Source organism: Echinicola shivajiensis (genome assembly GCF_018642165.1).
In the GTDB taxonomy this organism is placed as follows: domain Bacteria; phylum Bacteroidota; class Bacteroidia; order Cytophagales; family Cyclobacteriaceae; genus Echinicola; species Echinicola shivajiensis.
This window is the reverse complement of the sequence record NZ_JAHHZM010000003.1, coordinates 75,455-101,412: the sequence shown is the minus strand read 5'-3', so window position 1 is coordinate 101,412 and position 25,958 is coordinate 75,455. Positions and strand designations below refer to the sequence as shown.

Here is a 25,958-nt window from a genome sequence, read left to right as displayed (position 1 = left end):
TCATATTACATTCTGTTTTCAATGTCAAACAATTATTCTTAACATACACACTTTGTATCAAACACTAATAATATTATCTCTCCATCAAAAAGAATTGATCCTTAATTCTATAGTGTGCTTTCCGGGAGTCAACCGGACTACCTCAAACGCTAATGGCACTTTTTTACCATTATGAATCAGCACTTTTCCTTTCTCAGCATTCAAAGAAAACTCAGCTACCATATTTGCGGGAATCTCAATTTCATAGGTTTGTAATCTAGGACCTTTATAGGAGTAATTGGCTTTTATGGCCCCCAGTACAGTTGGCACTTCAATGGAACTGGACTTCAAGCTCCCCATCTGTGGTTTAATAATAGCAATAGAAAACCCTGGTATTTTTGGCTTGATTCCCCATAAGCCCCTGGGAATTATATTTGCAGGAACTGCTCCCCAAGCATGGTTCCAGTCCAAATTGTTTTTATACCTATAATCCCATGCTTCCAAAGTAATGGTAGACCCTACTCGAATCATATTATACCAGCTCCTATCACTGGTATCCGTCAAAAGCTCCAAAGCATAATCCTCAGCACCAGCATTGTAGAGTCCATCCATTAAATATTGGGCCCCATAAACACTGCATGCCATGCCTCTTGATTGTATAAACTTCAATACCGATTCCCTATGTTCTTCAGGAACTAAGTCAAAGGCCAAAGGCAACATATTAGCGTGTAAAGAAGCATGATTTGTACCTATTCCATCGACATATACTCCCCTTTCCTTATCAAACATTTGTTTATTCAATGCACTCTTTACCTTGGCTGCTTTTAATGCAAAATCAAGCGATTCCTGAGGTTTACCCATGATTCTAGCAAACTCAGCCATGATCAGCATATTCTTATAATAAAAGGCATTGATTACCGTATTATAAGGCATAAATTCATATCCATCCCTTTCCCCTAAAGAAGTTTTTGAACCAGTAAAGGAGCCTGGAGGCCAATCAACGATATCTGTAAGCACCTGACTATAACCTTCCTTAAAACCTAGTTTCAGCATATAATCGTGATCTACCTTTGTGGAAGTAATTAGCCCATCCTCATTGGCAAGAGCAAAAAGTGTTTTGTACTTCAGAGGTTCATAGTAGCGCTCAATAAGTTCTGTATTGCCAGTATACATATAGTCTGCATAGAACATTAAAGCTACATGCTGCTGCCATTCTGTCGGCCAAGTGGGATGTTCCATAAAATACTCAATGGTTCTTCTGGCCATGGCATACTCCCGATCTGTCGTATAATGGCTTAACTGGTTAAGATAGGCATCCGCCTCATAGGGTATTCGCTCTCTATCTCCATCTACATAAAGTCCGTTAAAAGTGGTCGCTTTTATAGAATATTTGCACAGATCCCATACTTGGTTTAGGATGCTATCAGAACTTTGAAAATCACTGGCATGATCATCAAAGTAAGTATGGTAAGCCAATTGAACAAAATCAGCTTTGTTTAGATCTCCCTTAGCTCCCTCCAGCTCAGCATAGCGGTAGGGCACCAGAACAGGAGTTCCTTCCGGCAAAGTAAGCGCCTTTTCTGGCAAGGTATTTCTCCTGTCCTTTTTAACAGTAAGCTGATACCTTCTCTTCCCCGGCTTCACCACAAACGCTATTTCCTGATACCGGATCGTACTTTTCTTGGGTGGTGTACGGTTTATAGTTTGACCATCCAGCATTTCCCCCAACCTAAAGGTTAAAGTATCTGCCACAGCAGTTTCATAATCAAACTCCATGGTCGCAAAAGCTGCTTTTCCAAAATCCATAAAATAGGCATCCCCGCGCTTTTCAAATACCTCAGGGCTTATCCTACTTACCTCATTTGAGTTTTCCGTTGAAATCATATAATTGTTGCTCTGCCCTACCGTAAACTCCTGTGGCTTTGAATAATCTACCAAGCGGTTTTCCTCATCCCAAATTCTAACTTTCCAATAATAGGTCTTTCCTGTTTCCAATGACTCGCCTTGATACGCTACATTCGTGGAACTATTCGATCTAATCTGTCCACTATTCCAAACATCCCCTTTATTCAAATCAATGAATCCTTTCTCGGAAGCTACCAAAATCTGATAGGCTGACTGATACTTTGATAGCTCAGGCACTTTCCAACCAAACTCAGGTTTGGTATCCAATACCTTGACTCCCTTCTCAGGAGCCCTGATCAGCTCAACAGTTAATTCAGAAGGCGCTGCTCTATATTCATTGCCAAATTCCCCGATGAGCTCATCACATTTTAACCTCAATTTATCTGCGACTTCCTTATAATCTGGATCGTCGATTAGGTTATTGATTTCCTGAGGATCTTCTTTAAGATGATATAATTCTTCTAGGGACTTATCATTGATATACCTGAAATACTTCCACTCTTCTGTACGCACACCCTCACTTGGAGGAATATTATCAAATTCCCAGATATGCTCTATAAGTACCGTATCCCTTCCTAAATGTCTTTCATTCTTGTTCACCAAAGGCATTAAGCTTTTCCCTTGCCAACTTGAAGGGGCTTCTATATTTGCAAGATCAGCAATGGTCGGTGGCACATCAATATTAAGTACCAAGTCTTTGATATTGCGCTGCCACCAAACTCTTGGATCATAGATAATCAGTGGAACCCGTATGGAATTATCATACATCAGCCACTTACCAGCCAACTGTCGCTCTCCCAAAAAATAACCATTATCGCCCATGACAATAATTACCGTATTTTCATCCAGCCCTTTTTCCTTAAGCTTTTCCCGGATTTTACCAATCTCCTTATCAATACCTGAAATCATCCGGTAATACCCTTTCAGGCTATGTTGGTATTTATCTGGATCATCATATCTCCAGGTCCACCGAAGACGGTTGAATCCCTTTTTTACCATTTTTGGTTGATCTTCAAAGTACATGTCCTCAGCCAAAACAGGCCCAGGCAAAACAACCTCCTCCAATTGGTCTGCAGTGGAATTTTGCCAGAAATACTGCTCAGGAGCTCCATCATGAGCATGAGGTGCACTAAAACTTAAAGACAAACAAAAAGGCTTATCAGAAGGTGCTTCCTCTATAAAGTCCAATGCCTCTTGACCAGTATACCTGGTCAGGTGTACAGTATCTCCATCTATGGTTTTGTAAAAGTATCCTCTTCTGTCCTTGAAGTCATTATTCCGATCATAGGATTCGTACTTGTCAAACTGCTTTTCCAAACCATCATACTTAACGCCATATTTCCCAAAAAAGCCAGTAAAATATCCATTGTTTTTGAGAAGAACTGGGTAGGAATTTTCCATATATTCCTCTCTAATATTTCCAGTTTGAAAGTTATAATTATGGGATCTTTCATGGAGTCCTGTAAAAATACTGGCCCTACTTGCCGCACATATGGGAGTAGTTACGATGGCTGTTTCAAAAAACGAGCCTGACTTGGCCAGATCATCCATTTCTGGTGTTTCAATGTATTTGTTCCCTGCATAACCCAAGGCATCAAAGCGCTGGTCATCAGTCAAAATAAAGATAATATTGGGCTTTTCTTCCTCTTCTTTTTCCCCTTGAGAAAAGCCTTGTCTAAATCCCAAAACAGTTAATATCAGAATATACAAAACAGTATACTTATTCATTTATATCAGTTATTTCCTTGACCGCTAAAAACTTAAACTACCCTTAATTTAAAATAATCCAGAGAGTAATCATCAAACTACGCCAAACAAATAATATGACTATCCTGTACTAATTGGTTTTCTCCATTCTTTACAACAAAAAATTAAAGAGCGTATGCTTAGTCCGGTCTTTCATAACCAATGGCACTTATCTTTTTTACTTCTAAAAATTCATTTTACTGGCAATTTGAGACAGACATTGTGAATTTGAGTAAACCTTTCTCTTATATGAGATGCTATTTGGCTTTCCTAAAAAACAAAGAGCAGCCCAAAAATGGCTGCCAAAACAGATAAGATAAATGGCAGAATCACGAAACATCCTGTAAACGCCGAGATCACCAATCCTGCTATTGCGGTAACAGGCTTTGGCTTAAAAACTCCAATAAGTGACAATACAAAACCCGCACCCCAAACTATCCATCCAAAAATAGGGAACCATCCAAGAAAAATACCGAGTACAGAAATGACAAGTCCCGCAATTCCTACTCCATTGGAAGTAATAGGGTCTTGGAAAAGAATTACTTTTTGTCCGAATTGATTTTGTGAATTTGGGGTCATTGTATCTCTTAATTTAGTTTTCTGTTACAGCCTATGGTCAACCCTAAGCTATAGATGGCTAATAAACTATTTATAAAATAGGATACATTTCTTTGAATAATCACTATCTGAGTACTTTATCATAATAAATGTATCCCTAAACTTACAGAATCCTCACCCACCAAAAAATACCCCACTTACGGTATTTTTCACATATACTATCTGTTTTTATCTCTTATATCTGTGGATATTGATATTCTCAACAAAAAAAGCCAAACTGGAATCCAGCTTGGCTTTCTAAACTATCTTATTTCAACATTGAAAAATTTTAACCTTTTTGATGTTTCACTATTCTAGTTTGCTTGTTTGCAAAGACAGCATCAAAATGGATGTTCGGTTAAACTTCTCCAAGTTATTATTCATTGGATTTACTCCTTGATCAACCACATGACCGCATTGACATTATCATTTCCCCCAAACTGAGAATCGATAGCTGAACTTACGTTCTCCATATTATAATCCAACTCATCCTGAGGATACATCCATCTTTTAGGAAGTTGGGTTTTCACTTCATTAAGGTTGGTTTGAGGATTTACGGGCAACTCTGGATAACCTGTCCTACGATATTCAAAATAGGTTTCCCAAGGAGTTTGCAGGTAATTGGCTATATACTTCTGTGTCATGATCTGCTTAAGCTGCTCCTCAAAGGTGCTTTTTAACTGCACTGGGGCTGAGGCCAGATACTGATCCACATAGGCAGGTGTGATCTGCATTCCATGGTGGAACTGCTCATCATCTGGTGTATGGTTCGCTACAAAATTCATGGCAGATCGAATACCCTTTTCATAATATTCAACAGGGTCTTCGCTTACCCAAGACCGGGCTGCTGCTTCAGCTATGATAAAGTTCATCTGGCTATAGCTCATCAGAAAAGTCGGCTCTCCTTCAGGTATTTCAGTGTATCGATCATTCATTGGTGAATAATCCTTGGAAGAGGCTACCTCACTCAATACCGTAAACTCCACAGATGGATCAATTCCCTTATAGGCATCCCATTCATTGGCTTGGGCTCCACCTGTCAAGGCTACAGGAGAAGGTTTAGCATAGTAAAACAAACGGTAGTCCTGAAGCGACTTCAAACTATCAATAATCGGTGATCCCACCATATTATAGATAATGAAGTTGTTGCCCAGTTTATGGAAAGGATATCGCTGGTTTTCCTTATCCGAATAGACGATTTGGAAGTTATCAAAATTGGATTCAAAAATTGGCTTGCTGTTCAGAATTTCCTGAAAACGTCCTTTTACGTTCAAATCAGCATCATCGGCTTGATTACTAAGATTGATCAACACCTTAAGCACAAATGTATTGGCCAATTTCCTCCAGTGAGCTGTGCTGCCTCCATAAATTGGATCACCATCAAAATCAGCTCCTATGGCAAACAAACGATCGGCTTCAGCCAGTTCATCCAGAATCCCTAGAAACACTTCTTTTTGACTATTGTAAGCTGGGTAATAAATGGTCTCAGACTCACCCTTTAATGCATCCTTGAATGGAACATCTCCTACACGCATGGTTAGCTCAAAATATTTGTAGGCTTTCACAAAATGACCAAGCGCTGTATAGCTGTTTTTAAGTGCCTCACTTGGGGCGAACTCTACCATTTTATCGATATTGTTCAACACAATCAACTCGTCAAAATCAGCTCTTTCGATTCTGTTATACTGCTCTCCCTGAACAAATTCTGACCAAGCGATATATTTCCCCATCATATCATCAACCAAGAATGATTTCTGACTTGGCTGTCTGGCGATATCCAAAATCAAGGTAGTGGCCAACATTTGAGAGCTGACACTACTTGGTGTATTGGGGTTGGTATTGATTTCATCAAAATTTGAACAACCCGTATGAATGACCATTGCCAAAAGCAAGAGTATGGCAATGAAATGCTTGCTACTTTTCATATTAGAGTGTTTTGGCATGTTAGAAAGTTAACTTGAGATTTAGGCCCGTATATCGGATGGATGGCGAGTTCAGGTCATCTGAAGCTTTGTCAGGATCAGAGAAACGGTACTCTTTTGTCCAGATGAACAAGTTCTGTCCGGTCAAGGCCACAGAAGCTGATCTAGCCTTGATCTTGGATGCCAAGAAAGTAGGCAGCTGATAAGCTATAGACACTTCTCTTAGCTTCAGGAAGGTTTCATCAAAGATGTTTTGGCTTCCTGTACCATAACCTTTGTAGTATGATTCAAAGGACACAATCTGATCATTGACCTCGAATACCCTGGAGTCCTCTACAATATTTCCGTAATTATCATAAGTCACATCTCCTGACACTACTTTCACGCCGGGTCCCATAAAAGTCAGGTTATCATTCACAACCTCCTCATATCTGTATTGATTATCTAAATCAGGATGGGCTCCAGTCTGGAACAATCTCGCATTGGTAGAGGAGTAAGAAAGTCCTCCAACACGACCATCAAAGCTTAAGCTAAAGGTGAACTGACCAAGGTTTAGCACATTAGTCAAGCCCCAAATCCAATTAGGGTCGAATGTCCCCATAAGTGAGTTGTATCGGCTTCTTTGAGGGAATCCATTATAATTGATCAGATTACCTGAAGGATCTCTTTCCCAGTCCCTATATAAGTAAAGGTCTGTTCTTCCTCCTTCTTTCACCCAAGGATTATCCGGAGAATAAACTGGATCCAGTTGCTTATAGTAACGATGGCTTTTAGACCAGTTAGCAATCACATTCCACTGTAGCTTCTCATTCTTAATTGGAGTTACCTCTGCTGTCACTTCCAAGCCTTTCCATTCGAAAGTCTCCTCGGTGTTGATCAGTCTACTGCTAAAACCAGAAGAAGCAGATATAGTAGCATTGGCCTGGATGTTATAGATATACTTATTAAAATAAGCCACATCCAGTTTCAACTTATTGTTCAAAACATGGGTAGCCAAACCAAACTCATAAGTCCTTTCGGTCTGTGGTGCTACTTCTGCTCCCCTGATATTTTCAGGATACCTTCCCGTATTCATTCCGTCCCAAACATTATTGCTTACAGAGAACACGCTGTTGGTGGCATACACTCCCAAATCCCGCTTGGACAATGCCCAAGAACCTCTAAGCTTTAAGAAATCAACCCATTTAGGAAGACTGGAAATCATTTCTGAAAGCACCACACTTGAACCTACTGAAGGATAGAAATAAGATCTAGTGCTTTGTGGTAAGGTTGAAGACCAGTCATTTCTTCCAGTCAAGTCCAAGAACACACTGGTTTTATAAGATAGTCCCGCTTTAGCAAACATACTGTTCACTTGTTTTCTGCTGATCCAGTTCGAAACATTTGGTGTTTCCACACTGGAATTAAGGGAATAGAAACCTGGAATGGACAAACCACTTCTAGTGCTACTGCTCAAGCCTTCATCTTCATAGTAATAGATGGTTCCACCCAAAATACCTTCAAACCCAAAGTCTCCAATTTTCTTCTCACCCATCAACATCAGATCAGAATTGATACTGAAACCTTTTCTTTGATCCACTGAATACATGCCTTTGGCATCCCAACCTCTGGTACTGAAAATACCTGGAGGATTTCTTCTGATATCTTGATTGATATAATAATCCAAACCACTTCGGAATAAGACCTTTACTCCTTCAGCCAGTTTATAATTGGCCGTCATGGCAGTATTGAAGGTGTTTTGATCTATGCTGTGCAGTTTTTCATAAGCCATCATATAGGGGTTATCATACCAAGCTGTATAGTGCCAGTTTTGCACCTCATCCTTCTTGATCCAATAATCCTTGAATTGGGTCACATCATACTCAGGGCCTGTCCAAACCAAAAGGTTGTAGATATAGCCCTGTGCCCCATAGCCTGTGCCAGCTATCTGGGGAGCTTTTCTTTTATTATAGCCCATGGTTCCATCCAAATGAAATTTTTCGCCCAATTTCATCTCTCCACCAATGGAATAGTTGATCATATTCAGTTTGGTATTAGGATACTGTCCCTTGTTAAGCACATGGGTTAAAGATGCCCTGACACTTCCGAATTCGCCTTGCTGGGTAATGTTGATATTATTATTGGTAATAAAGCTAGGCTGAAGGAAGTTTCTGAAATTGTTTTTCCCTTTTGAAGTAAGTTCCGTTTCCCTCATTTCTTTGGCAATTGGATCCCACTGCATGGCTGTTCTTCCTATGTCGAGCTTATCTCCCCATACATAGTCATCGGTATTGTATTGTCCATTATAACCGGCACTGTAAGAAGACTGTACTTCAGGCAGCATTAGGAAACCAGAAAACACCATATTGTTACTGTTGACAGAAACAGTAACACCCTTTTTATCAGCTCCTCTTTTTGTGGTGATGATAATGGCGCCGTTTCCTCCTCGGGCTCCATATAGTGCTGAAGCAGTTGGTCCCTTCAAGATATCCATGCTCTCTACATCATCCATACTGATGTCTCTAAGGGTCATGTTGCCATAAGGCACACCATCGATCACCAAGAGTGGAGATGCACCACGAAGTGTAATCGTTGGCTTCTCAAAAAACTCTGTGGAGTTCTTTACAGTAAGCCCTGCAACTTTACCTGTCAAGGTGGTACCGATATCCACCCCTTTCACTTTTTGCAAGGTTTCTCCAGAGATCTTTTGGACAGCATAGCCCAAAGCCTTTTCTTCACGCTTTACGCCTAGTGCTGTTACAACCACCTGCTCCAATTCGTTGACATCCTCGCTCAGGCTAATATTCACCAAAGTCTGACCAGAAGACACTGCCACCTCAGTGGACTGGTAACCGATGAAACTGAAGATAAGTGTAACACTTTCTTGCTTGGCTACAATGGAAAAGTTCCCATCCATATCAGTAACCGTTCCTTCAGTTCCTCCTTTGATGGTTACCAAAGCACCGGGAATCGGCATACTGGTATTGGCATCAGTCACTTTTCCCTTAATGGTTTTTTCCATCATTTTCTTAGGACTAATGATAATCAAGCCATCTTCCATCAGTTTGTAGGTAAGTGAAGTTCCCTGCAGCAGCTGGTTCATAAAAGCATCTATATCCGAAACATCCGTTGATAAGTTTACCCTTTTGTCGAGTCCGTTGGCATCCTCGTGGAAAAAGAAGGTATATTCCGTCTTTTGCTCCACTTCTCTTATTATTTGTTTGATCGACCTGCCATTATTGGAGGCGATAAGATTAAGTTCCTGTGCAAATCCAAATTCCGATTGCAGTAAAAACAAAACCCCCATAATTCTCAGTAAAGTCTTGCTCATATTAAAACATCATGGTTGGTGTGGATGAAGATTTCATTGGGCATAGCTTGCCCCTTTGATTGAATAATCTAATCATGTTACTTGGGTTTAATTAATTGTAATCTACTGATCTATCGATAGATGAATAACTCATCGTCCTTAAGGCTGTACTGAACATTTGTCGAAAGCTTGATAGCTCTCATCAAGTATTCCAATGATTCATTGGATATTTTCCCTGTAAACCTGAGTTCTTTTAACTCCTCAGACTGGAAACTTACTTGCACATCAAAATGACGCTCTAATTGCTTGGCTATATCACCAAGTTGGGCTGCATCAAATATAAACTGGTCATCTTTCCAGGATGCTTCTCCGAGCATATTATCACTGCTAAGCCGCTTTATGGTGATTTTCGGTCTGCCATTACCTGATGAAGGATCTGCTTTTTGATAAACCACTTTATCAGCCGGGTCCAACAATACTGGCTTAATATCCTCATATGCATTACTGCTGAGCATCAGTTTTCCAGTCAACAGGGTGGTTTCTATTTCCTCCTCATCTTCATATGATCTCACATTAAATGATGTCCCCAATACTTTAAGGTCCACTTCATTGGCAGTCACCACAAAAGGAACCTTCGATTTGGTCACTTCAAAGAAGCCTTCCCCGGAAAGGAATACGTGTCTGATATCTTCATTAAAATGATTGCCATACTTAAGGCTACTTCCTGCATTGAGCCAAACTTCTGTTCCATCTTCCAAAACAATATGACTTCTACTACCTTCTGGGCTGGTCACCGTGATAAAATGCTGTCCTCCATTTTCATCAGTCCCAAAAGGCAATTGGTAAAAGACTGTCGCCAAGGCCAGTATCAACACCAAAGATGCTGCTACAGCTAGTTGCCATTTTCCAGAAAGCAAACGTGTTTTTCCTGAACCTTGAATACGGTTTTGGATTTTCTCCCAGTCATCTTCTAGGAACAACATTTCCTCATCCAATTGACCTGTCCATTTCCAAGCCCGCTCAGCATGGCGGTACTTTTCCTTAGCCTCAGGATTTTGGGAAACATATTCCTCTAATCTTGCAACTTCACTTTCAGATGCTTCTCCACTCAATACCTGAGCTAATAAATGGTCAAATTCAACTGTACTCAAGAGATATATTTTTTGTTACTTATGCCTAAGACAAAAAATGATGGTGCAACCCCTAAAGGGAATTGAAAAAAAATTGAAATTTTATGTAATTCTTTCTGACAAGTCCCTGAGCCGCCTTAGGGCAATACTCATTTGGGCCTCTACTGTTTTGACGCTAACACCTAGATTTTCAGCTATTTCCTGATTGGTCTTATGCTGAAATCGCTTTAAGCGAAACACTTCCTGACACCTAGGTGGAAGTTTTTTAATTTCTTGTAAAAATGCATTTTCATACTCACTATAGACCATATTTTCAAAAAATTGATTGTCGTCCCCTGGATCATGGTCTATGTTTTCCAAGCTTACAGACTTTCTTTTTAGCTTTAAAAAATTAAAGCATCGGTTTTTCACCGAAGTGTACATATATGATTTGATTGAAACCCTGATCACAAGTTTCTCTTTAAACTCCCAGAGATAGACAAAGAAGTCTTGAACCAACTCCCTTGCAGTATCTAAGTCTGTAACAAACTTATGTGCGAAAAGCACCAGCAAGGTGTAATAGTGATCAAATAGGCGCTTAAAAACAGACCTATCACCCCGCCTTAATCCTTCAACTATATGTTCCGATTCGCCTACCATGAATTACGCTCTATTTGTCAAAATGGAACGAAATAAAATAAAAAGAAAATGAAATTACAACTATTAAGAAAAATTGAATATTACTCATATCTGATAGTACTATTAATCCGGGTAAATACTACAAAAAAGCCAAACTGGAATTCCAGTTTGGCTTTTTGCATTTTAATTTCTTAAATCAATCAATTTAATTCTGGCAATCTTCAATGTTTAATCTACTATAAATAGGTTTTGGTCCTCATTTCCTTCAGATGCGAACAATGGAAAAGTAGGATTGGTAACATGGGAAGTTTCCATCAGAACTTTCATCACTTTTACTACCTCTGGATGATCTGCAGCTATATCATCCTCTTCCCCAGGATCATTCTTTAAATTATATAACTCAATGGGGGCATCTTTATTTTTCTTCACATTAAGCTTAACGGCTTTCCAATCCCCTTTACGCACGGCTTGTTTGCCTCCTTGCTCAACAAATTCCCAATACAAATGATCATGTTCCTTTTGCGCTTCATCTCCAAGTAGGGAAGGCAAAAAGGATATCCCATCAAGCTCAGGTAATTGATCGTAACCAATGATATCTGCTAAAGTGGGCAATAAATCCCAAAAGGCCGACACATGATCTGTTTGACTACCTGCTTCGATTTTTCCAGGCCATTTCACCACAAAAGCGGTTCTTATACCTCCTTCATAAAGGTCCCTTTTATAACCTCTATAACCATTATTGGAATCAAAGAAATCAGGGTCATTTCCCCCCTCCTGATGCGGGCCATTATCACTGGCAAACATGACGATGGTATTTTCCGTCAAACCATTTTCTTCCAGTTTTTCAATGATTTCTCCAACATATTGATCGATTCTTTCCACCATAGCGGCATAGGTTGCCCTAGGGTATTTCTGGGACTGGTACATCCCAATCACCAAGTCCTCACCATAGTCAGCCCCCTTTTTGCCAACATATTCTTTTTCTTCCCCAAACCTTTTTCTGTATTTATTAATTGTAGCGGTATCGGGCGAGGCCAATTCAGCATGGGGAGCAACGAGAGGTACGTACATAAAAAACGGCTCATCCTTATGTTGATCTATAAAGGACAACGTCTTTTCATGGATCACATCTTGGGCGTATGTCTCCTTGTTTATCCATCCATTACCCTCCAAAGTGACTTTTTGATCATTCTCCCATAGATAATCAGGATAATATCTATGGGCCTGACGCTGACAATTATAGCCAAAGAAATAATCCATTCCCTGATTATTAGGATCTCCTGTGGTTCCAACAAATCCCAATCCCCACTTTCCAAAAGTTCCGGTCACATAACCTGCTTTTTTCATCATGTTCCCAATCGTAAATACGGAATCCGGCATGGCTTCCTGACCCTCTGGTTGGTATTCCTTATTTCCACGTATTGGGGTGTGTCCGGTATGTAGACCTGTGAGCAGTGCAGACCTAGAAGGTGCACAAACTGTACTTCCTGTATAATGGTTCATGAATTTTATTCCTGAGGCAGCCAATTTATCCAGATTGGGAGTTTCAATTTTCTCTTGTCCGTAGGCTCCCATGTCAGCATAGCCCATATCATCTGCAAGAATGTAAATAATATTAGGTTTGCCGGGTGGTTCGCTAGCTTGCTCTGATTGCTGCTTTCCTGAACAGCTGGCCAAAATGAAACTTCCAAGTGCAGCCAGCACTAAAGATTTGGAGGCATTTATTAAAGTATATTTCATGGTATATTGAATTGTAAATGTTAACCAATCAAATTTAATCTTGATTGGTTTTTTTTATTTTTAATATCTATTCGAAAATTATGAATTATCCCACTCATAAAAATAACCAAAGCCATTTTTTACAAAATTTATTCATTCTGCTAATGATGGAGACTCGAATCTATGATATCCATCTATCCAATAGATTTTTGACACTCTCATTTGCTCTTTAAATACTCCGGTAATTCAATTATTATAAATAACCTTATTCTCTTATTAATTAATAGAAATTACCCATTTCCTAAAACAAAACATTAAAAACAGTAGGCTGATCCTAAAAGAATCAGCCTACTGCACTTAACTATTATCTTTCTTTTTAAAATCACCTATATCCATTATTGCTAGGGTCAGATTCCAACAAAGCGGGATTCAATACAAATTCTTCCGTAGGAATAGGAAGGAGTACATGGTAGGGTTTAATATTAACTGCAGGATTCCAAACCCTATACTCAGTATTTTTAACCACTTCCTCCAATATCCCCCAACGAATCAGATCCAGCCTACGATGCCCTTCGCCACCAAGTTCCCATCTTCTTTCATCATAAATGGCTTGGCGGAAAGTTTCTTGGGTCAAGCCAGACAAAGGCATATCTGGCTCGTAAGCCCGCTCTCTCACCCTGTTGATATATTGGTAAGCAAGTGCTGTTGGTCCATTTAATTCATTTTCAGCCTCTGCTGCCATCAGATAAACATCTGCTAATCTGAAAATAATCTTATTATCCCCATGGTTACCCCTAGGTGAATTGATCTGATCCAAATTCCACATTTTCGGCATGTAGGGAAAATTCAATTCAAAGCCCAGATAATTGGTAATAATATTGGAAGCCCTCCTCAAGTCATTTTGAGGAAAATCATTGACATATCCAGGCAATGGTATGGCCAGACCATATCCTGTGAACCCTTCGTTTCTACTGCCTAGTGCGGCACTCAAAGCACTTTGCTGTGTAGGATCTTTAGGTTCATCCCTTATCCTTGGTGTAAAGTGATCCACCCAATCTGTGGAACGTACATCCTTCACAAAATCTATCTCCCAGATATTTTCAATATTATATTCATTAAACTGGTCAAACACCGCTGCATAATCATCTAATAATTGGTGCGGTGAGTTATTGATGATTTCCTCTGCTTTGTTTTTAGCTGCCTGCCAATTCTTTTGGATTAGATAGAGTTTTACCATTACTGTGGCTGCTGTCCATTTGCTGGCTTTTCCCAAATCATTCCCCGTATAACTATCAGGCAATAAATCTTGTGCCATCTGAAGATCATTAAGTATATCATTCCTGATCTGGTTGACATCTGCTCTTGGCAGTACCTGAATCTCAGAAATGGGCAGGTTGTCACGGTAATAAGGCACATTTCCCCAAAGATTGGTCAAGTGATAATAAGCATATGACCTCAGGAACAAAGTTTGTCCTCTAAAATAATCCTGTTCATCAGCACTTAGGCTCTCATTGATGTCCAGTTGTTCCAAAATGGTATTGGAATTAAGAATAATGGCATAAAGGTTCTGCCAAGTCAATGGTGCTCCTCCTCCTTGTGATATGGCACTGATATTACTTTCACTTAATGTATAATTCTGTGTAGGTTCTACCTGATCAAATACCCTATTGGGACCGATTACATCAGCACCGTTCTCGTAATACCTGTCTAGGCCTACTTTTCCATGCAGTGAATTTTCCTTATAAATATTATATAGTCCCACTACTGCCAATTCAAATTCAGCCGGGGTATTGAAGAAATTCGTAGGAGATACAATATCCTTTGGCTTTTCCTCCAAAAAGCTGTCGCAACCAATTAGCATTATCAAGGCTATTATGGCTGTTATTCCGTTTCTTATTATATATTTCATTTTTTAGATCTTTTTTGGTCCATCGTCCCTTTAATCGGGGACTTCAATTGATTAAAACAATCCGGAATGGTCATTTTAGCTAAGTCCATAATTAAAAATCAATTTTAGCTCCAATAGCCACTGTTCTCGAAGTAGGGTATTGTCCTTGCGAGAATCCCATGGAAAGGTTGTCACTATTCCTACCATATTGACTCGTTTCAGGATCTTTCAGTCTAAAATCCGATATCACAAACAGGTTATTACCTGTCAGATATACTGTGAGTCCTCCAAGCTTACTGGCCTCCATTGGGAAATTGTAGGCCACACGCAAACTTTTTAATCTGATATGTGAGCCGTCCTCAATCATGGCTGAGTTATTGTAAACCTCCGACAAGGCAGCCACTGAACCTGCCCTAGGGATATCAGAAGTTGGGTTGTCAGGAGTCCAACGATCTAAAGTTTCTGCATATTTGGTCGTTTCAGGTCGGCCAAAAAGGGCTGTTTGGGTCAAACTATTGAACACCTCATTGCCATAGGTTCCTTGAAAAAAGAAGTCCAAATCAAAATTTCCGATTTTGAAGGTATTGCCAATACCAAAGTAAAAATCAGGCTGAGGGCTACCCAAAACGATAAAATCATCTTCGGTAATTTGCTTATCACCATTGGTATCTTCGAACCTTGGGCCTCCCACATCATGGTCTCCGCCAATTCCTGCCTCATCAATCTCCTCCTGTGATTTCCAGGTCCCCAAATAGCGAACGCCAGTAAAAACAGGAGTGGTCTCACCCACTATCAACCTCGCCCCTGTACCGCCTTGCTGGGCTGGTGTGGCAAGGTTAATAAAATCTACCCCTCCAAGATCTACCACTTTATTGTTATTATGTGAAATGGTCAAATTAGTAGACCATTTAAAATTTTGCTTACTGATATTGACACTATTGACCAAAAATTCAACACCTCGGTTCTGCACCTTGCCTATATTCTGCAATTTGCTTACAAAGCCTGTCTGTCTAGGCAGCTGGGCATTTAACAACAAGTCTTTGGTATTTTTCTGATAAAAATCCACCTCAAAGTTCAATCGTCCATCCAAGAATCCCATTTCTAAACCAATGTCCAACTGTCTGGTAGTCTCCCATTTTAATTCAGGATTTTCAGGTCTACCGAGTACTACCCCTGGCTTTTCTATTCCATTGAAAGTCGTATTGGCGGCATTTAATATCGCTAGTGTTCTGTAAGATGGAATGGCCTGGCTACCTGACAGACCGTAACTGGTCCTGAATTTCAGGTCGCTAAAAATCCCCAGGTTTTTGATAAATTCCTCATCTCCTATTCTCCATGCAAATGCTCCTGAAGGGAAAAAGGCATATTTATTTTCCGGAGCAAATCTGGAAGAACCATCCACCCTTCCCACTACAGTAAACAGGTATTTGTCCTTTATGGAATAATTCACCCTTGCTAACCAGGAAACCAATTGGAAAGCATCATAATCAGAACCTACTTCATTTCTGGTAGGGTCTGATCCAAAACCCAAGTTATTAAATCCTGTAACATCATTGGACAACCTGAAGGCTCTGGCTACACTGGATTCAAATTCCGTTTTCTGGAGAGTAAAACCCACCAGAGCTGTAAGCCTATTTCCATTGGAATAATCCTTGATATAATTTAGGGTGTTCTCATTGATATAGCCCATCCTCAAGGAGGTACTCACAGCAGCATCCCCACCATTTTGTAGAATTAGGTTATTAGGCAATGCCCCAGGATTAAAAATATTCTGTTTGAAATTATTGATTTCAGGACTGAAAGTTGTCTTGAATGTGAGGTTTTTTATGGGCTCCAATTCAACATAAATATTTCCCAGAATATTGGTGACTAAATCATGATTTTGGCGCATCTGCAGATCCGCTTCAAAGTTTCGGGTCACTCCGTCAGTAATAGGATCCAGTGCAGTAAAATTACCATCTTCATCATAAATTGCCCGAGTAGGCGTAGTAGATAGATAAAGATTGGAGAAACTGATCTTACTGTTTTCATTTCTTAACCTGGACACATTCACCCTAAAACCAACTTTCACCAGATCTGACAATTGATTGTCCATATTGGCCCTGAAAATGTATTTTTTGATTCCTGTTTCCCTTATCAAGCCTTCTTGATCAAAATAATTGGCAGAAACGTAATAATTAACTTTTCTGTTTTCGGACATTCCTGAAAGGGAAACATCTACATTTTGAACAGCCCCATTTTGGCTCACCTGGTCCACCCAATCCACATTGGGCACATCGTTTAGGTCCAAAAAAGGTAATGCAGATTGACGGAACTCAGCATCTTCATTGGCATAGGCAGCGTGCTGCGGCCCGTCCAAAAAGTCCACTTTGGTCACCATGGATTGCACCCCATAATAAGCATTTATGGATACCTTCGTCCCCGCGCCTACTCCTGTCCCACTTTTGGTAGTCACCAAGATCACTCCATTAGCTCCCCTGGTACCATAAATAGACACGGCAACAGCATCTTTTAGAATATCGATGGACTGAATGTCATTGGTATTGATATTGCTCAAATTAAAATCTGTCCCTACAATAATCCCATCAATGACCCAGAGCGGTTCATTATTTCCTTGAATGGAATTACCTCCACGAATCCGTATTGTTGGAGCAGCACCGGGCTCTCCACTGATCTGTGAAACTTGAACACCTGCAGCCCTTCCTTGTAGGGTTTGATCAACCCTTGCAGCAGGTAAATTTTCCAGTTGGGCTCCCTCCACCTGGCTTACCGATCCAGTCAAATCCTTTTTGTTGACTTGACCATATCCTATGACCACTACCTCTTGAAGATTAGAAAGGTCAGGACTCAAGGCCAGATCGATGCTTGTCCTTCCATTGACGGGAATATTCTGAGAGGCATATCCGAGATAGGTAAAGCTTAAAGTGGCATTAGAAGGGACAGATATTTCAAACCGCCCATCAATATCGGTGGCGGTTCCATTAACATTATCTGTGTCTTTAGTAGATAAATCAATTACATTGACTCCAGGAATCGTCTGCCCTGTTTCTGAATCTGTTACCGTTCCTGAAACGATAATGTTTTGTGCGTATGCTGTTGCTGCATAAAATAACAACACCGCAGCCAGCAAATACTTTAGAGTAAAGTTGCTCATAATGGTTATTATTTGGTTAAGGTTAACTGATCAATTTCATCCCTATGAAATAAGGGGTACTGAAAATCACATTCTTTAGGCGCTAATTCTAAACCTGAAAAATGTTTATAAAAGACCCAGGTCCTATAGGAACTAAAATACGCTTGGCTCCCAACCATAAAACAAAATCCAAAAAGTAAAGAAGTCTATAGGTGAAAAAACTATATGCGGAATTAGAAAATAACTAATTCTGCTTAACCATAATATAATCATTTCTTTTCAGCAGTACATTATTCGACAATGGTTATTCCAAAAAGGGTACTGCAAACGAAGAAAACAACAATACATATTGGCATTCAACCACTTGAATAAACATACAAAAACAATATAACAACTAAAAAAACCGCTCAATTTACCTCTTCCCTTTATCAATAAAAGTATGTCCCATATCCTAGGAAAGGCAAATAATCACATATGGTAGCTCTTACTGAAGAACCATCAGCATAGGCATCTTCAGCAAGAGACTAACCATCACCAAACATCCAATTGATCTTATTATCAGTTGATTGCGGGCTTATATCTTTTATTATTTTTTTATTGGAACCTCGTACCCTCTTCGCCATTTCAATACTGAATGGGCCAGCTTTTGGGCCTTCTCTACTTCTCTTTCCACCTGATTATTAGACTCAAAGGGATCTTTTTCCAAATGATACAATTCTGCCATTGTTGAGTCTGCATTAATCAGCAGTTTCCAGCCATTGTCCAATATGGCTAGATTAGGAGAAACATTTTTAATATGCCCGGGCTGTATACTTCCTCCTACAGAGCTGGCGTATTCCCACATAATTGCCTTGTGCTGGTCCATTGGATTGCCTAACATGGCATCACTCCTATCCTCGCCATCACCACTTTGATAATCACCAAGATTGGTTAACTTCAATAGGGTTGGTTTTAAGTCCACGGCAGTCATCACAGTCTTATTATCTTCTGCTCCCATCGGTACTTTTCCTGGCCAACTAATAATGAATGGCATCCTGATACCACCCTCATAAAGACTCCACTTTCTTCCATGCAGGCCTGCCGTAAATCCTGGAGGATATTCCCCGTTATTATAATAGCTTGCCCAATCCGTAGGGCCATTGTCACTGGTGAACACAATGATGGTATTATCCAATTTGCCCAGCTTTTCCAATCCAACCATAAAACGGCCAATTTGCTCATCCAAATTTTCCAGAACAGCAAAGAACCTGGCTTCAGATTTTGAACGCGCTATTTGCTCATATTTCTTTACGCGCCCATTCATAGGCAAATGAGGATCATGGACGTCGTTGGGAAAAAGGTGGACATAAAAAGGATCTTTTTTATTAGCCCCAATAAAGCTTAGTGCACTGTCTACATATATCCCCGTTGACTGGTATTTTTCCACCCAATTGATCTGGCCTTTTCCTAGCTTGCTGCTCGCGTTTGAGAGTCCATCTCGTTTGAACAACAAACGATCCCCTAGTCCTTCAAAACTTACTAAGGATTGATCAAAACCATAGGCCTGAGGCAATGGCGCATCTCCCACGTCACGGCCACCACCTAAGTGCCATTTACCAAAATGTCCTGTACGATAACCATTTTTCTTAAATACTTTTGCCAAGGTTTCTGCATCTGCATCCAACCAATTGTTCATTCCTCTTTGTGCATTTCTTGTACTATTGTCCAAATAAGAATGGATTTTGTATTTCAAGGGGTAATAACCAGTATTCAAGGCAGTTCTACTTGGCGAGCAAATAGGTGAGTTAACATAAAAATTGGTCAATTTCAATCCTCTTTCCGCCAAAGCATCCATATTGGGCGTAGACACTACTTGATTACCAAAAGAAGATAAATCCCCAAAGCCCATATCATCTATAAAGATGATGACCACATTGGGTTTTTCCTGTGCCCATATGGCTTCAATGTTTCCAAAAAGGCCAATTAAGCATAGACTTAAAATTTTCAATAATTTCTTCATTCTCTATTTACTTTGTTAACATTTGCAATTTTATTTGAATATCCCTATCACAAACTAAACTTCCATTCTCAATTTTCAACTCTGCCATCTGCAAGGCAGACCTTCGATTTGGTAGAGGCTGTTTAGTAGCTGGCTGTCCTTTGTATTCCCGCCATGGTTCTACATGGTAAAAAATAAAAGCCCTGTCCCCAATTACGGCAACACTTGGGTGCCTTGCCCTGGTATTATCCCATTTTCTCTTTCCATCCTCCAACAAAATAGTCCCTTGAAATTTCCAGTTTTCAGCGTCTGTACTTTTATAAACAAAAAGTCCTTTATGTGGATCGGTAATCAACCAGTAGTTTCCTCGCCAATTAAAAACATAAGGCGCCTCTTCAAATCCAGAACCTGTCACACTGGCATTGAACACATCACTTTTAGAAAAACCTTCATCTACCCAATTCTCCATATCCTTAGATGAGAGATGATAAAGCTTATTTTTTTCTTTGGGCTTTTTGGCCTTATACCATAAATGATAAACCCCATCTTTCTTGTAAACCGTGGCATCGATAGAATTCAAGGAAGGATCATGAACCTCCCCAATTCTTTCCCAGCCATTAACAGGGTCTTTTTGGCTGGTCCTATAATGGATAATTTTTCCTGGGCCTCCATAGTAAGAATTGTTCACCAATTCGTAATCAGGTTTCCAGGTTACAAACATGTGCAGTTCATCGTCATGGGCCACTATGGCCGGGGCCCAAAAGGTAGCATCTGAATTTTTTGTCCCTCCAATTCCATCAAACTTGCAATAGCCTAAAAACTCCCAATTGGCCAAGTCCTTGGAGCGGATTACTCCCAGCGGGGTTCCCAAATAAGTATTCTCCTGAAGTGGTCTTCTAGAAGTATAATAAATATAATAGAATTCATCTGCTGGATTATATATAATCTCAGGATCACAGGAGCCATGCCAGTTGGAATCTACAAATATAGGGGCGGGCACGTTGGATTGAGCAAAGACGTTTTCATGAATAAGCAATAGACCTAAAAGGCCCAATATCATCAAAGCTGTTCTTTTCATTTTTAAGCTAATATTTTAATACTGTGATATTCCCTATCCAATTGTTTTCCAGTTCTACTAACAATGAACGTCTTCGAAAACTGTTTTCTCAGGAAAGATCATTCAATTTTGTAGAGCAACTTCCATTGTTTTATTTTCCATAGCCAAAAGTCCCTCTCTTTTATCCTGTCCAGAAGTGGCTGCTAATTCCTATAAATTACCAAAAGTTGATAAACTATGGCAGGCAAAACATTCACCCACCATAGCTGAATTTCAAGCAATTACAATGAATACTTTCGACAGTTTACTGCAGAATGGAACCGTCCAATTACATTAATTAATTGGGTATTAATCCACAAGTCCGGCGGCTTTGTGAATCTTATATAATTCCTCTGGTGTGATTTTCATGACTTTGCGGTCATAAGTAATCAAGCCGTTTATCTCACCTTCCACATCGGTAGTTTGGGTATAAACACCTGCACTGATTCCTTTTTTCTTTAAGTCTCCCAGGATATTACTGCTTTTCACATAGCGCTGAATATATTCCCCTTTGGTCTTTGGAAGTCCACCATAACCCCAATTGTCCTTTGAGGTATCCCAAATATGTCCCTTTACTGGCCAACCATGTCCCCCATATTCACCAACTACTTTGATATAATCATCATATAAAGGTACTTCCAGTGGAAATAAAGGATGAGGATAATTATGTTCATCGGCAATATCACCTACTTCGAAAAAGTTACCACCACTGGCTATATTTAGCAACCTCGAAGGATCATATTTTTTGGTCCAAGTCCCTACTTCCATACTGCGGTGCTGTCCCCAACGCTCATTAAAAGTCGTCCAAACCACCACTGAAGGGTGATTATAAAGCACATCAATCATCGTTTTGAGCTCACTCATATATTGTTCATGCGCCCAATCTGGCCAATCGGCATTTAATACATCATCATTACCATCCCACCATTTATTATTTCTCGGTGTATACCCTTTTGCAAGAGCTTGAAGTTTTTTCCATTTCGGCCATTCACTACCTCCACTGCCTCCGGAAGTCTGATCTTGCCAAATTAAAAATCCCAAACGGTCAGCATGATAATAATAGCGACGGGGCTCGACCTTTTTGTGCTTTCTGATCATATTGAAACCGGCCTTTTTCAGGTATTCCATCTCCCAAACAATGGCCTCATCAGAAGGTGGAAGCAGAAAACCTCCCGGCCACCATCCTTGATCCAATGGCCCCAAGTGGAAGATCTTCTCTCCATTGAGTGTAAACTGCCAGTTTCCATTTTCATCACATTCCTTACCCACACTTCGGAACCCTGCATAGGAAGTTACGCTATCTAAGACCTCTCCATTTTCACCAATGAGTTCTACCAAAATATCATATAAATGCGGAGAAGAAGGCGACCATAACTTCACATTTTTCACACTTAATATTACCTCATGGCTGGAACTGTTACTCTTCATGACTTCCTTTCCATCCTCCAAAACAGAAACCCGAAGACCTGATGGCTGTTTTAGCCCGCCTACGATTGCTTCCGCTTTCAGCTCTCCATGCATATCCGCCAGGATTTTTACTGATTGCACATAGGTTTTCGGAACACTTTCCATCCACACAGTGGACCAAATTCCCGATGATGGAGAATACCAAATTCCTCTACCATCCCGCTTCTGTTTTCCTCTGAGCTGATAAAGATCGGGATCATCTGTTCCATCAATTACCCTTAGCTTCACTTCATTTTCACCTTCTTTCATCAGCTTGGTCACGTCAAAAGAAAAGGGAAGATTACCTCCGATATGAGAACCTGCCAACTGTCCATTTACCCAAACCATACACTTATAATCCACACCTTCAAAATTAAGCAAATGGGTTTCGTCTTTTTGGGGATCAAATTCAAATGTCCTTCTGTACCAAATTACTTCATCAGGATTAATTCGCAGGCCTACACCGGAAAGAGGGGTTTCTAAAGCAAAGGGAACTAAAATACTCTCCTTCCACTCTTCTGGTTCCTCTGCCCTATTTGAAGTAATGGCATATTCCCAAAGTCCATTTAAATTTTGCCACTCATCTCTTTCCATTTGAGGACGTGGATATTCTTGCCAAACATTGGAGGGGGTAACTTCTTCAGCCCACTTGGTGATAATTTTGTCACCAACTGGTTGCCAATTTTGAGCCTTTAATGCAACACTGCTAAAAGCAAAAAGGACAACTGAAACAAAGATTCGTATCATCATAATTTTAGGTTAATTATTAATTTCTATTTTTTTCATACCAAAAGCTTCCAATACAGATCAGGTAAATTATGCCATTCCATAGCCCTAATAAGGTCTTTTGGACTGGCAGTCTTTTTCGATCCACTATCCAAATATTGGTTTTAAGAGATTTATCTGACCTTTCAGCATTACAGTTTGAGTGCGGTTCTATCAAAATCAGGCCCTGACCAAAACAATTTAAAATTGCCACTTTGCTCCTTCAAATCCACTTGGTGTCTCCCTGGATTCAGCCCGATTACGCCATACCTGCCAAACTGGAGCTTTTTTTCTTCACCTTTGGTAATCAAAACACCATCTACATACAGATTGGCCTCACCTTCTACATAAAAAGTATAGTACCCTTTTTTGGAAATAGTTATGTTTCCCTTTTCCTGAGATGCATAATGTTCCATCTCAACGATCATATTCGTGTCATCAATATTGAATCGCATGTGCTTAAGCGAGCGTAGTTCTGTTTCTAAGCCCTTGTCGCCACAATAAGCCATCCATTCGAACAATTTCCCCTTAAGCTCTTCTATTTTTCGTTTATAAACAGGATCCTTTGCCAAGTCATGGAGATTGTAAGGATCAGAAATATCATTATATAGCTCTATTTTTGGGCGATGTTGGTATCGGAATGCCAAGTCCTGATAATGGATATTCTCACTTTTGACCCATTCTGAAAAATAATTGTCCCTTTCGGTAACGGTATTTTTAAAAGGGATTTCCGGTGAAAGATTATAAATCAAACGATAGGTCCCATCAGAAACACTCCTGATCCCATAATATTCTGGACCACTGAATATTCCACGGCTAGTTTGAATACCATAATTGTAATTTCTGAAATCTGGATCGGGATTCCCCATCAGTAAAGAAACCATTGATTTCCCATCCATATAATCAGGCCGTTCTCCTCCTGCTAGCTCAATAAACGTTGGAAGCAAGTCGATATATTCCACTTGAGCATCAGACTGCAATCCTTTCTCTATTTTTCCAGGCCAATAAGCGATCATTCCCGTGGTCAATCCTGCATTATAACAAGTCCATTTTGCAAAAGGGAAACTATTTCCCTGCTCACTGGAAAATACAAAAAGTGTATTCTCATCCAAGTTGTTTTCCTTAAGCAGTTCCAACATTCTTTTTACCTGGCCATCCATATAATTGATTTCAGCCAGGTAATTTCTGAAACTCTTTCGAGTAGATTTAGTATCTGCGATATGGGGCGGAAGAGTGATTTTTTCTTGGTCAAACAAAGTGGTATCCCCACGGTTCCAGGGGCTGTGAGGCTCAGTAGAACACACATAAAGACAGAAATTATCCTTATTTGACTTAGCATCTTTTAAAAACGCATCTATCTTATCAAAATCAGGATTTAACTCCCTTTTCTCACTGCCGTCCAGGTACTCATAATCAAAAACCTCCTTTGGCATAATATGCCTTTTGCCGGACAGGGCCACCCGATAGCCCAATGGTTTTAAATAATCTACTGTTGATTTTACATCCTTCCTCACGTAGGTATGGTTCGGATAAGCACCTGTCCTTACTGGATACATTCCTGTCATAATAGTGTGCCTGGTAGGCGAACACATAGGAGCACTCTGATAGGCTTTATTGAATTTCATCCCATTATTGGCCAGCCAATCAATGGTCGGCGTAATTGCATCCTTACTTCCATATGCACCTAAATCATATTTGGTACAGTCATCTGCCAAAAAGAAAACAATATTGGGTTTTTCACTTTTGCTTTGTCCAAAAACTGACGAGTGCCATAAAACAATTGTTAGTAGTAATATAAATCTGGTCATTTTAATAGGTTTATTTTTAATATCATCATGGGCTATTTCTTGTCCCCCAATACTAGTACAAAACTACTTGAGAGAGGAACATTCACTACTTGCTTTATTTGGTCAGGGTCAACTTATGAGTCACCTGCCCAACAACTAAAAACCATACTTAATTGGTCAATAGCAACTACATATTTAGGACAATGCCCAAACATTGCAATATCACAATTGCTATTTTAGGGATATATTCCCATATCGAATACTCAAAATCCTTCAAAAAATCTTAAAAATCGTTCAAACGTTTGTTTTACAAGGCCGTTCAGTACTAAAATTGGTAGTCCCCAACCAAAAATCTCCTCATTCGTACTATTAGTTTATCCTAACAAATATGAGTCATATAAAAGAAATCTTACAGTATAAAAATGATCTGGTCAAACAATTAATGGACCAAGTTGTCAGGGCAAAAGATGCCGCCAACAAGAAAATTTTAATCACCACATTGGTAAACAATTTTAAAGACGAGCGAATATTCCCGTGGTTACAAATTCAATTAAAAGATCCGACCTTGGAATATATGCACTCCTTTCTTGTGCAAGCTTGTTCCAAATATTCTCTTTCCCAGTGCAAAACAGCCCTGCCATTTTTTGGAGATCTTCTAATCGATGGCACTTATGATGCTTCTATTGCTACAGCCCAACTCTTACTTACGATCATGGATACTTATAAGCTAGATCAGTCTACAATAAAAAAATCTAGAGCAGAAATTAGGCTATCACCTGCATCCGGTGGAGCAAGGGAAGGCTTTAAAAAATGAGCTCAAAAACATTTGAATCCGAACATAATGTAGTTTAGTTATGCAAAATTAGATGGAGTCTGACCAGACGCTTTTCTCCATACTATTGGGAGAGCACTCAAGACGCAAAAAATCCGGCCACCCTGTAATAATAGGACCGACCGGAT

Annotated in this window: 14 protein-coding genes; 1 reads left to right on the top strand and 13 read right to left on the bottom strand. The window is 39.8% G+C overall.

Annotated elements, in window-relative coordinates:
- Positions 1-84: 84 nt before the first annotated feature.
- From KMW37_RS07330 to KMW37_RS07270, 13 genes are all read right to left on the bottom strand, one after another.
- Complete coding sequence (locus KMW37_RS07330) at positions 85-3,612, bottom strand: sulfatase-like hydrolase/transferase (protein ID WP_215223969.1); 3,528 nt, start codon at positions 3,610-3,612, stop codon at positions 85-87.
- Positions 3,613-3,900: 288 nt separating this feature from the next.
- The gene (locus tag KMW37_RS07325; protein ID WP_215223968.1) at positions 3,901-4,209 is read right to left on the bottom strand and encodes a hypothetical protein; all 309 of its coding nucleotides are present in this window, start codon (positions 4,207-4,209) and stop codon (positions 3,901-3,903) included.
- 407 nt (positions 4,210-4,616) lie between these two features.
- Positions 4,617-6,152 (bottom strand): SusD/RagB family nutrient-binding outer membrane lipoprotein, encoded by a 1,536-nt coding sequence (locus KMW37_RS07320; RefSeq protein WP_246581384.1) that lies wholly within the window; start codon positions 6,150-6,152, stop codon positions 4,617-4,619.
- 19 nt (positions 6,153-6,171) lie between these two features.
- A complete protein-coding gene (locus tag KMW37_RS07315; RefSeq protein ID WP_215223967.1) occupies positions 6,172-9,459 on the bottom strand; it encodes a SusC/RagA family TonB-linked outer membrane protein in 3,288 nt (1,095 codons plus the stop codon).
- Between the two features lie 110 nt (positions 9,460-9,569).
- Positions 9,570-10,589: a FecR family protein gene (locus KMW37_RS07310; RefSeq protein WP_215223966.1), complete on the bottom strand. Its 1,020-nt coding sequence runs from the start codon at positions 10,587-10,589 to the stop codon at positions 9,570-9,572.
- 81 nt (positions 10,590-10,670) lie between these two features.
- Entirely contained in the window at positions 10,671-11,207 is a 537-nt protein-coding gene (locus KMW37_RS07305; protein ID WP_215223965.1) for an RNA polymerase sigma-70 factor, read from the bottom strand.
- A gap of 207 nt (positions 11,208-11,414) precedes the next feature.
- A complete protein-coding gene (locus tag KMW37_RS07300) occupies positions 11,415-12,926 on the bottom strand; it encodes an arylsulfatase (RefSeq protein WP_215223964.1) in 1,512 nt (503 codons plus the stop codon).
- A 361-nt stretch (positions 12,927-13,287) separates the two neighbouring features.
- Positions 13,288-14,814: a RagB/SusD family nutrient uptake outer membrane protein gene (locus KMW37_RS07295; RefSeq protein ID WP_215223963.1), complete on the bottom strand. Its 1,527-nt coding sequence runs from the start codon at positions 14,812-14,814 to the stop codon at positions 13,288-13,290.
- A gap of 91 nt (positions 14,815-14,905) precedes the next feature.
- Entirely contained in the window at positions 14,906-17,947 is a 3,042-nt protein-coding gene (locus KMW37_RS07290) for a SusC/RagA family TonB-linked outer membrane protein (protein ID WP_215223962.1), read from the bottom strand.
- Between the two features lie 565 nt (positions 17,948-18,512).
- Positions 18,513-19,925 carry a sulfatase family protein gene (locus tag KMW37_RS07285; protein ID WP_215223961.1) on the bottom strand — a complete coding sequence of 471 codons (1,413 nt, stop codon included), beginning with the start codon at positions 19,923-19,925 and terminating at the stop codon, positions 18,513-18,515.
- 7 nt (positions 19,926-19,932) lie between these two features.
- The gene (locus KMW37_RS07280) at positions 19,933-20,982 is read right to left on the bottom strand and encodes a family 43 glycosylhydrolase (protein WP_215223960.1); all 1,050 of its coding nucleotides are present in this window, start codon (positions 20,980-20,982) and stop codon (positions 19,933-19,935) included.
- A gap of 327 nt (positions 20,983-21,309) precedes the next feature.
- Positions 21,310-23,196, bottom strand: a complete 1,887-nt coding sequence (locus KMW37_RS07275) for a glycoside hydrolase family 2 protein (protein WP_215223959.1) — start codon at positions 23,194-23,196, stop codon at positions 21,310-21,312.
- 167 nt (positions 23,197-23,363) lie between these two features.
- The gene (locus KMW37_RS07270) at positions 23,364-25,019 is read right to left on the bottom strand and encodes a sulfatase family protein (protein WP_215223958.1); all 1,656 of its coding nucleotides are present in this window, start codon (positions 25,017-25,019) and stop codon (positions 23,364-23,366) included.
- Between the two features lie 367 nt (positions 25,020-25,386).
- On the opposite strand from KMW37_RS07270, the gene KMW37_RS07265 reads away from it, so the two are divergent.
- The gene (locus tag KMW37_RS07265; RefSeq protein WP_215223957.1) at positions 25,387-25,812 is read left to right on the top strand and encodes a hypothetical protein; all 426 of its coding nucleotides are present in this window, start codon (positions 25,387-25,389) and stop codon (positions 25,810-25,812) included.
- The last annotated feature ends 146 nt before the right edge of the window (positions 25,813-25,958 follow it).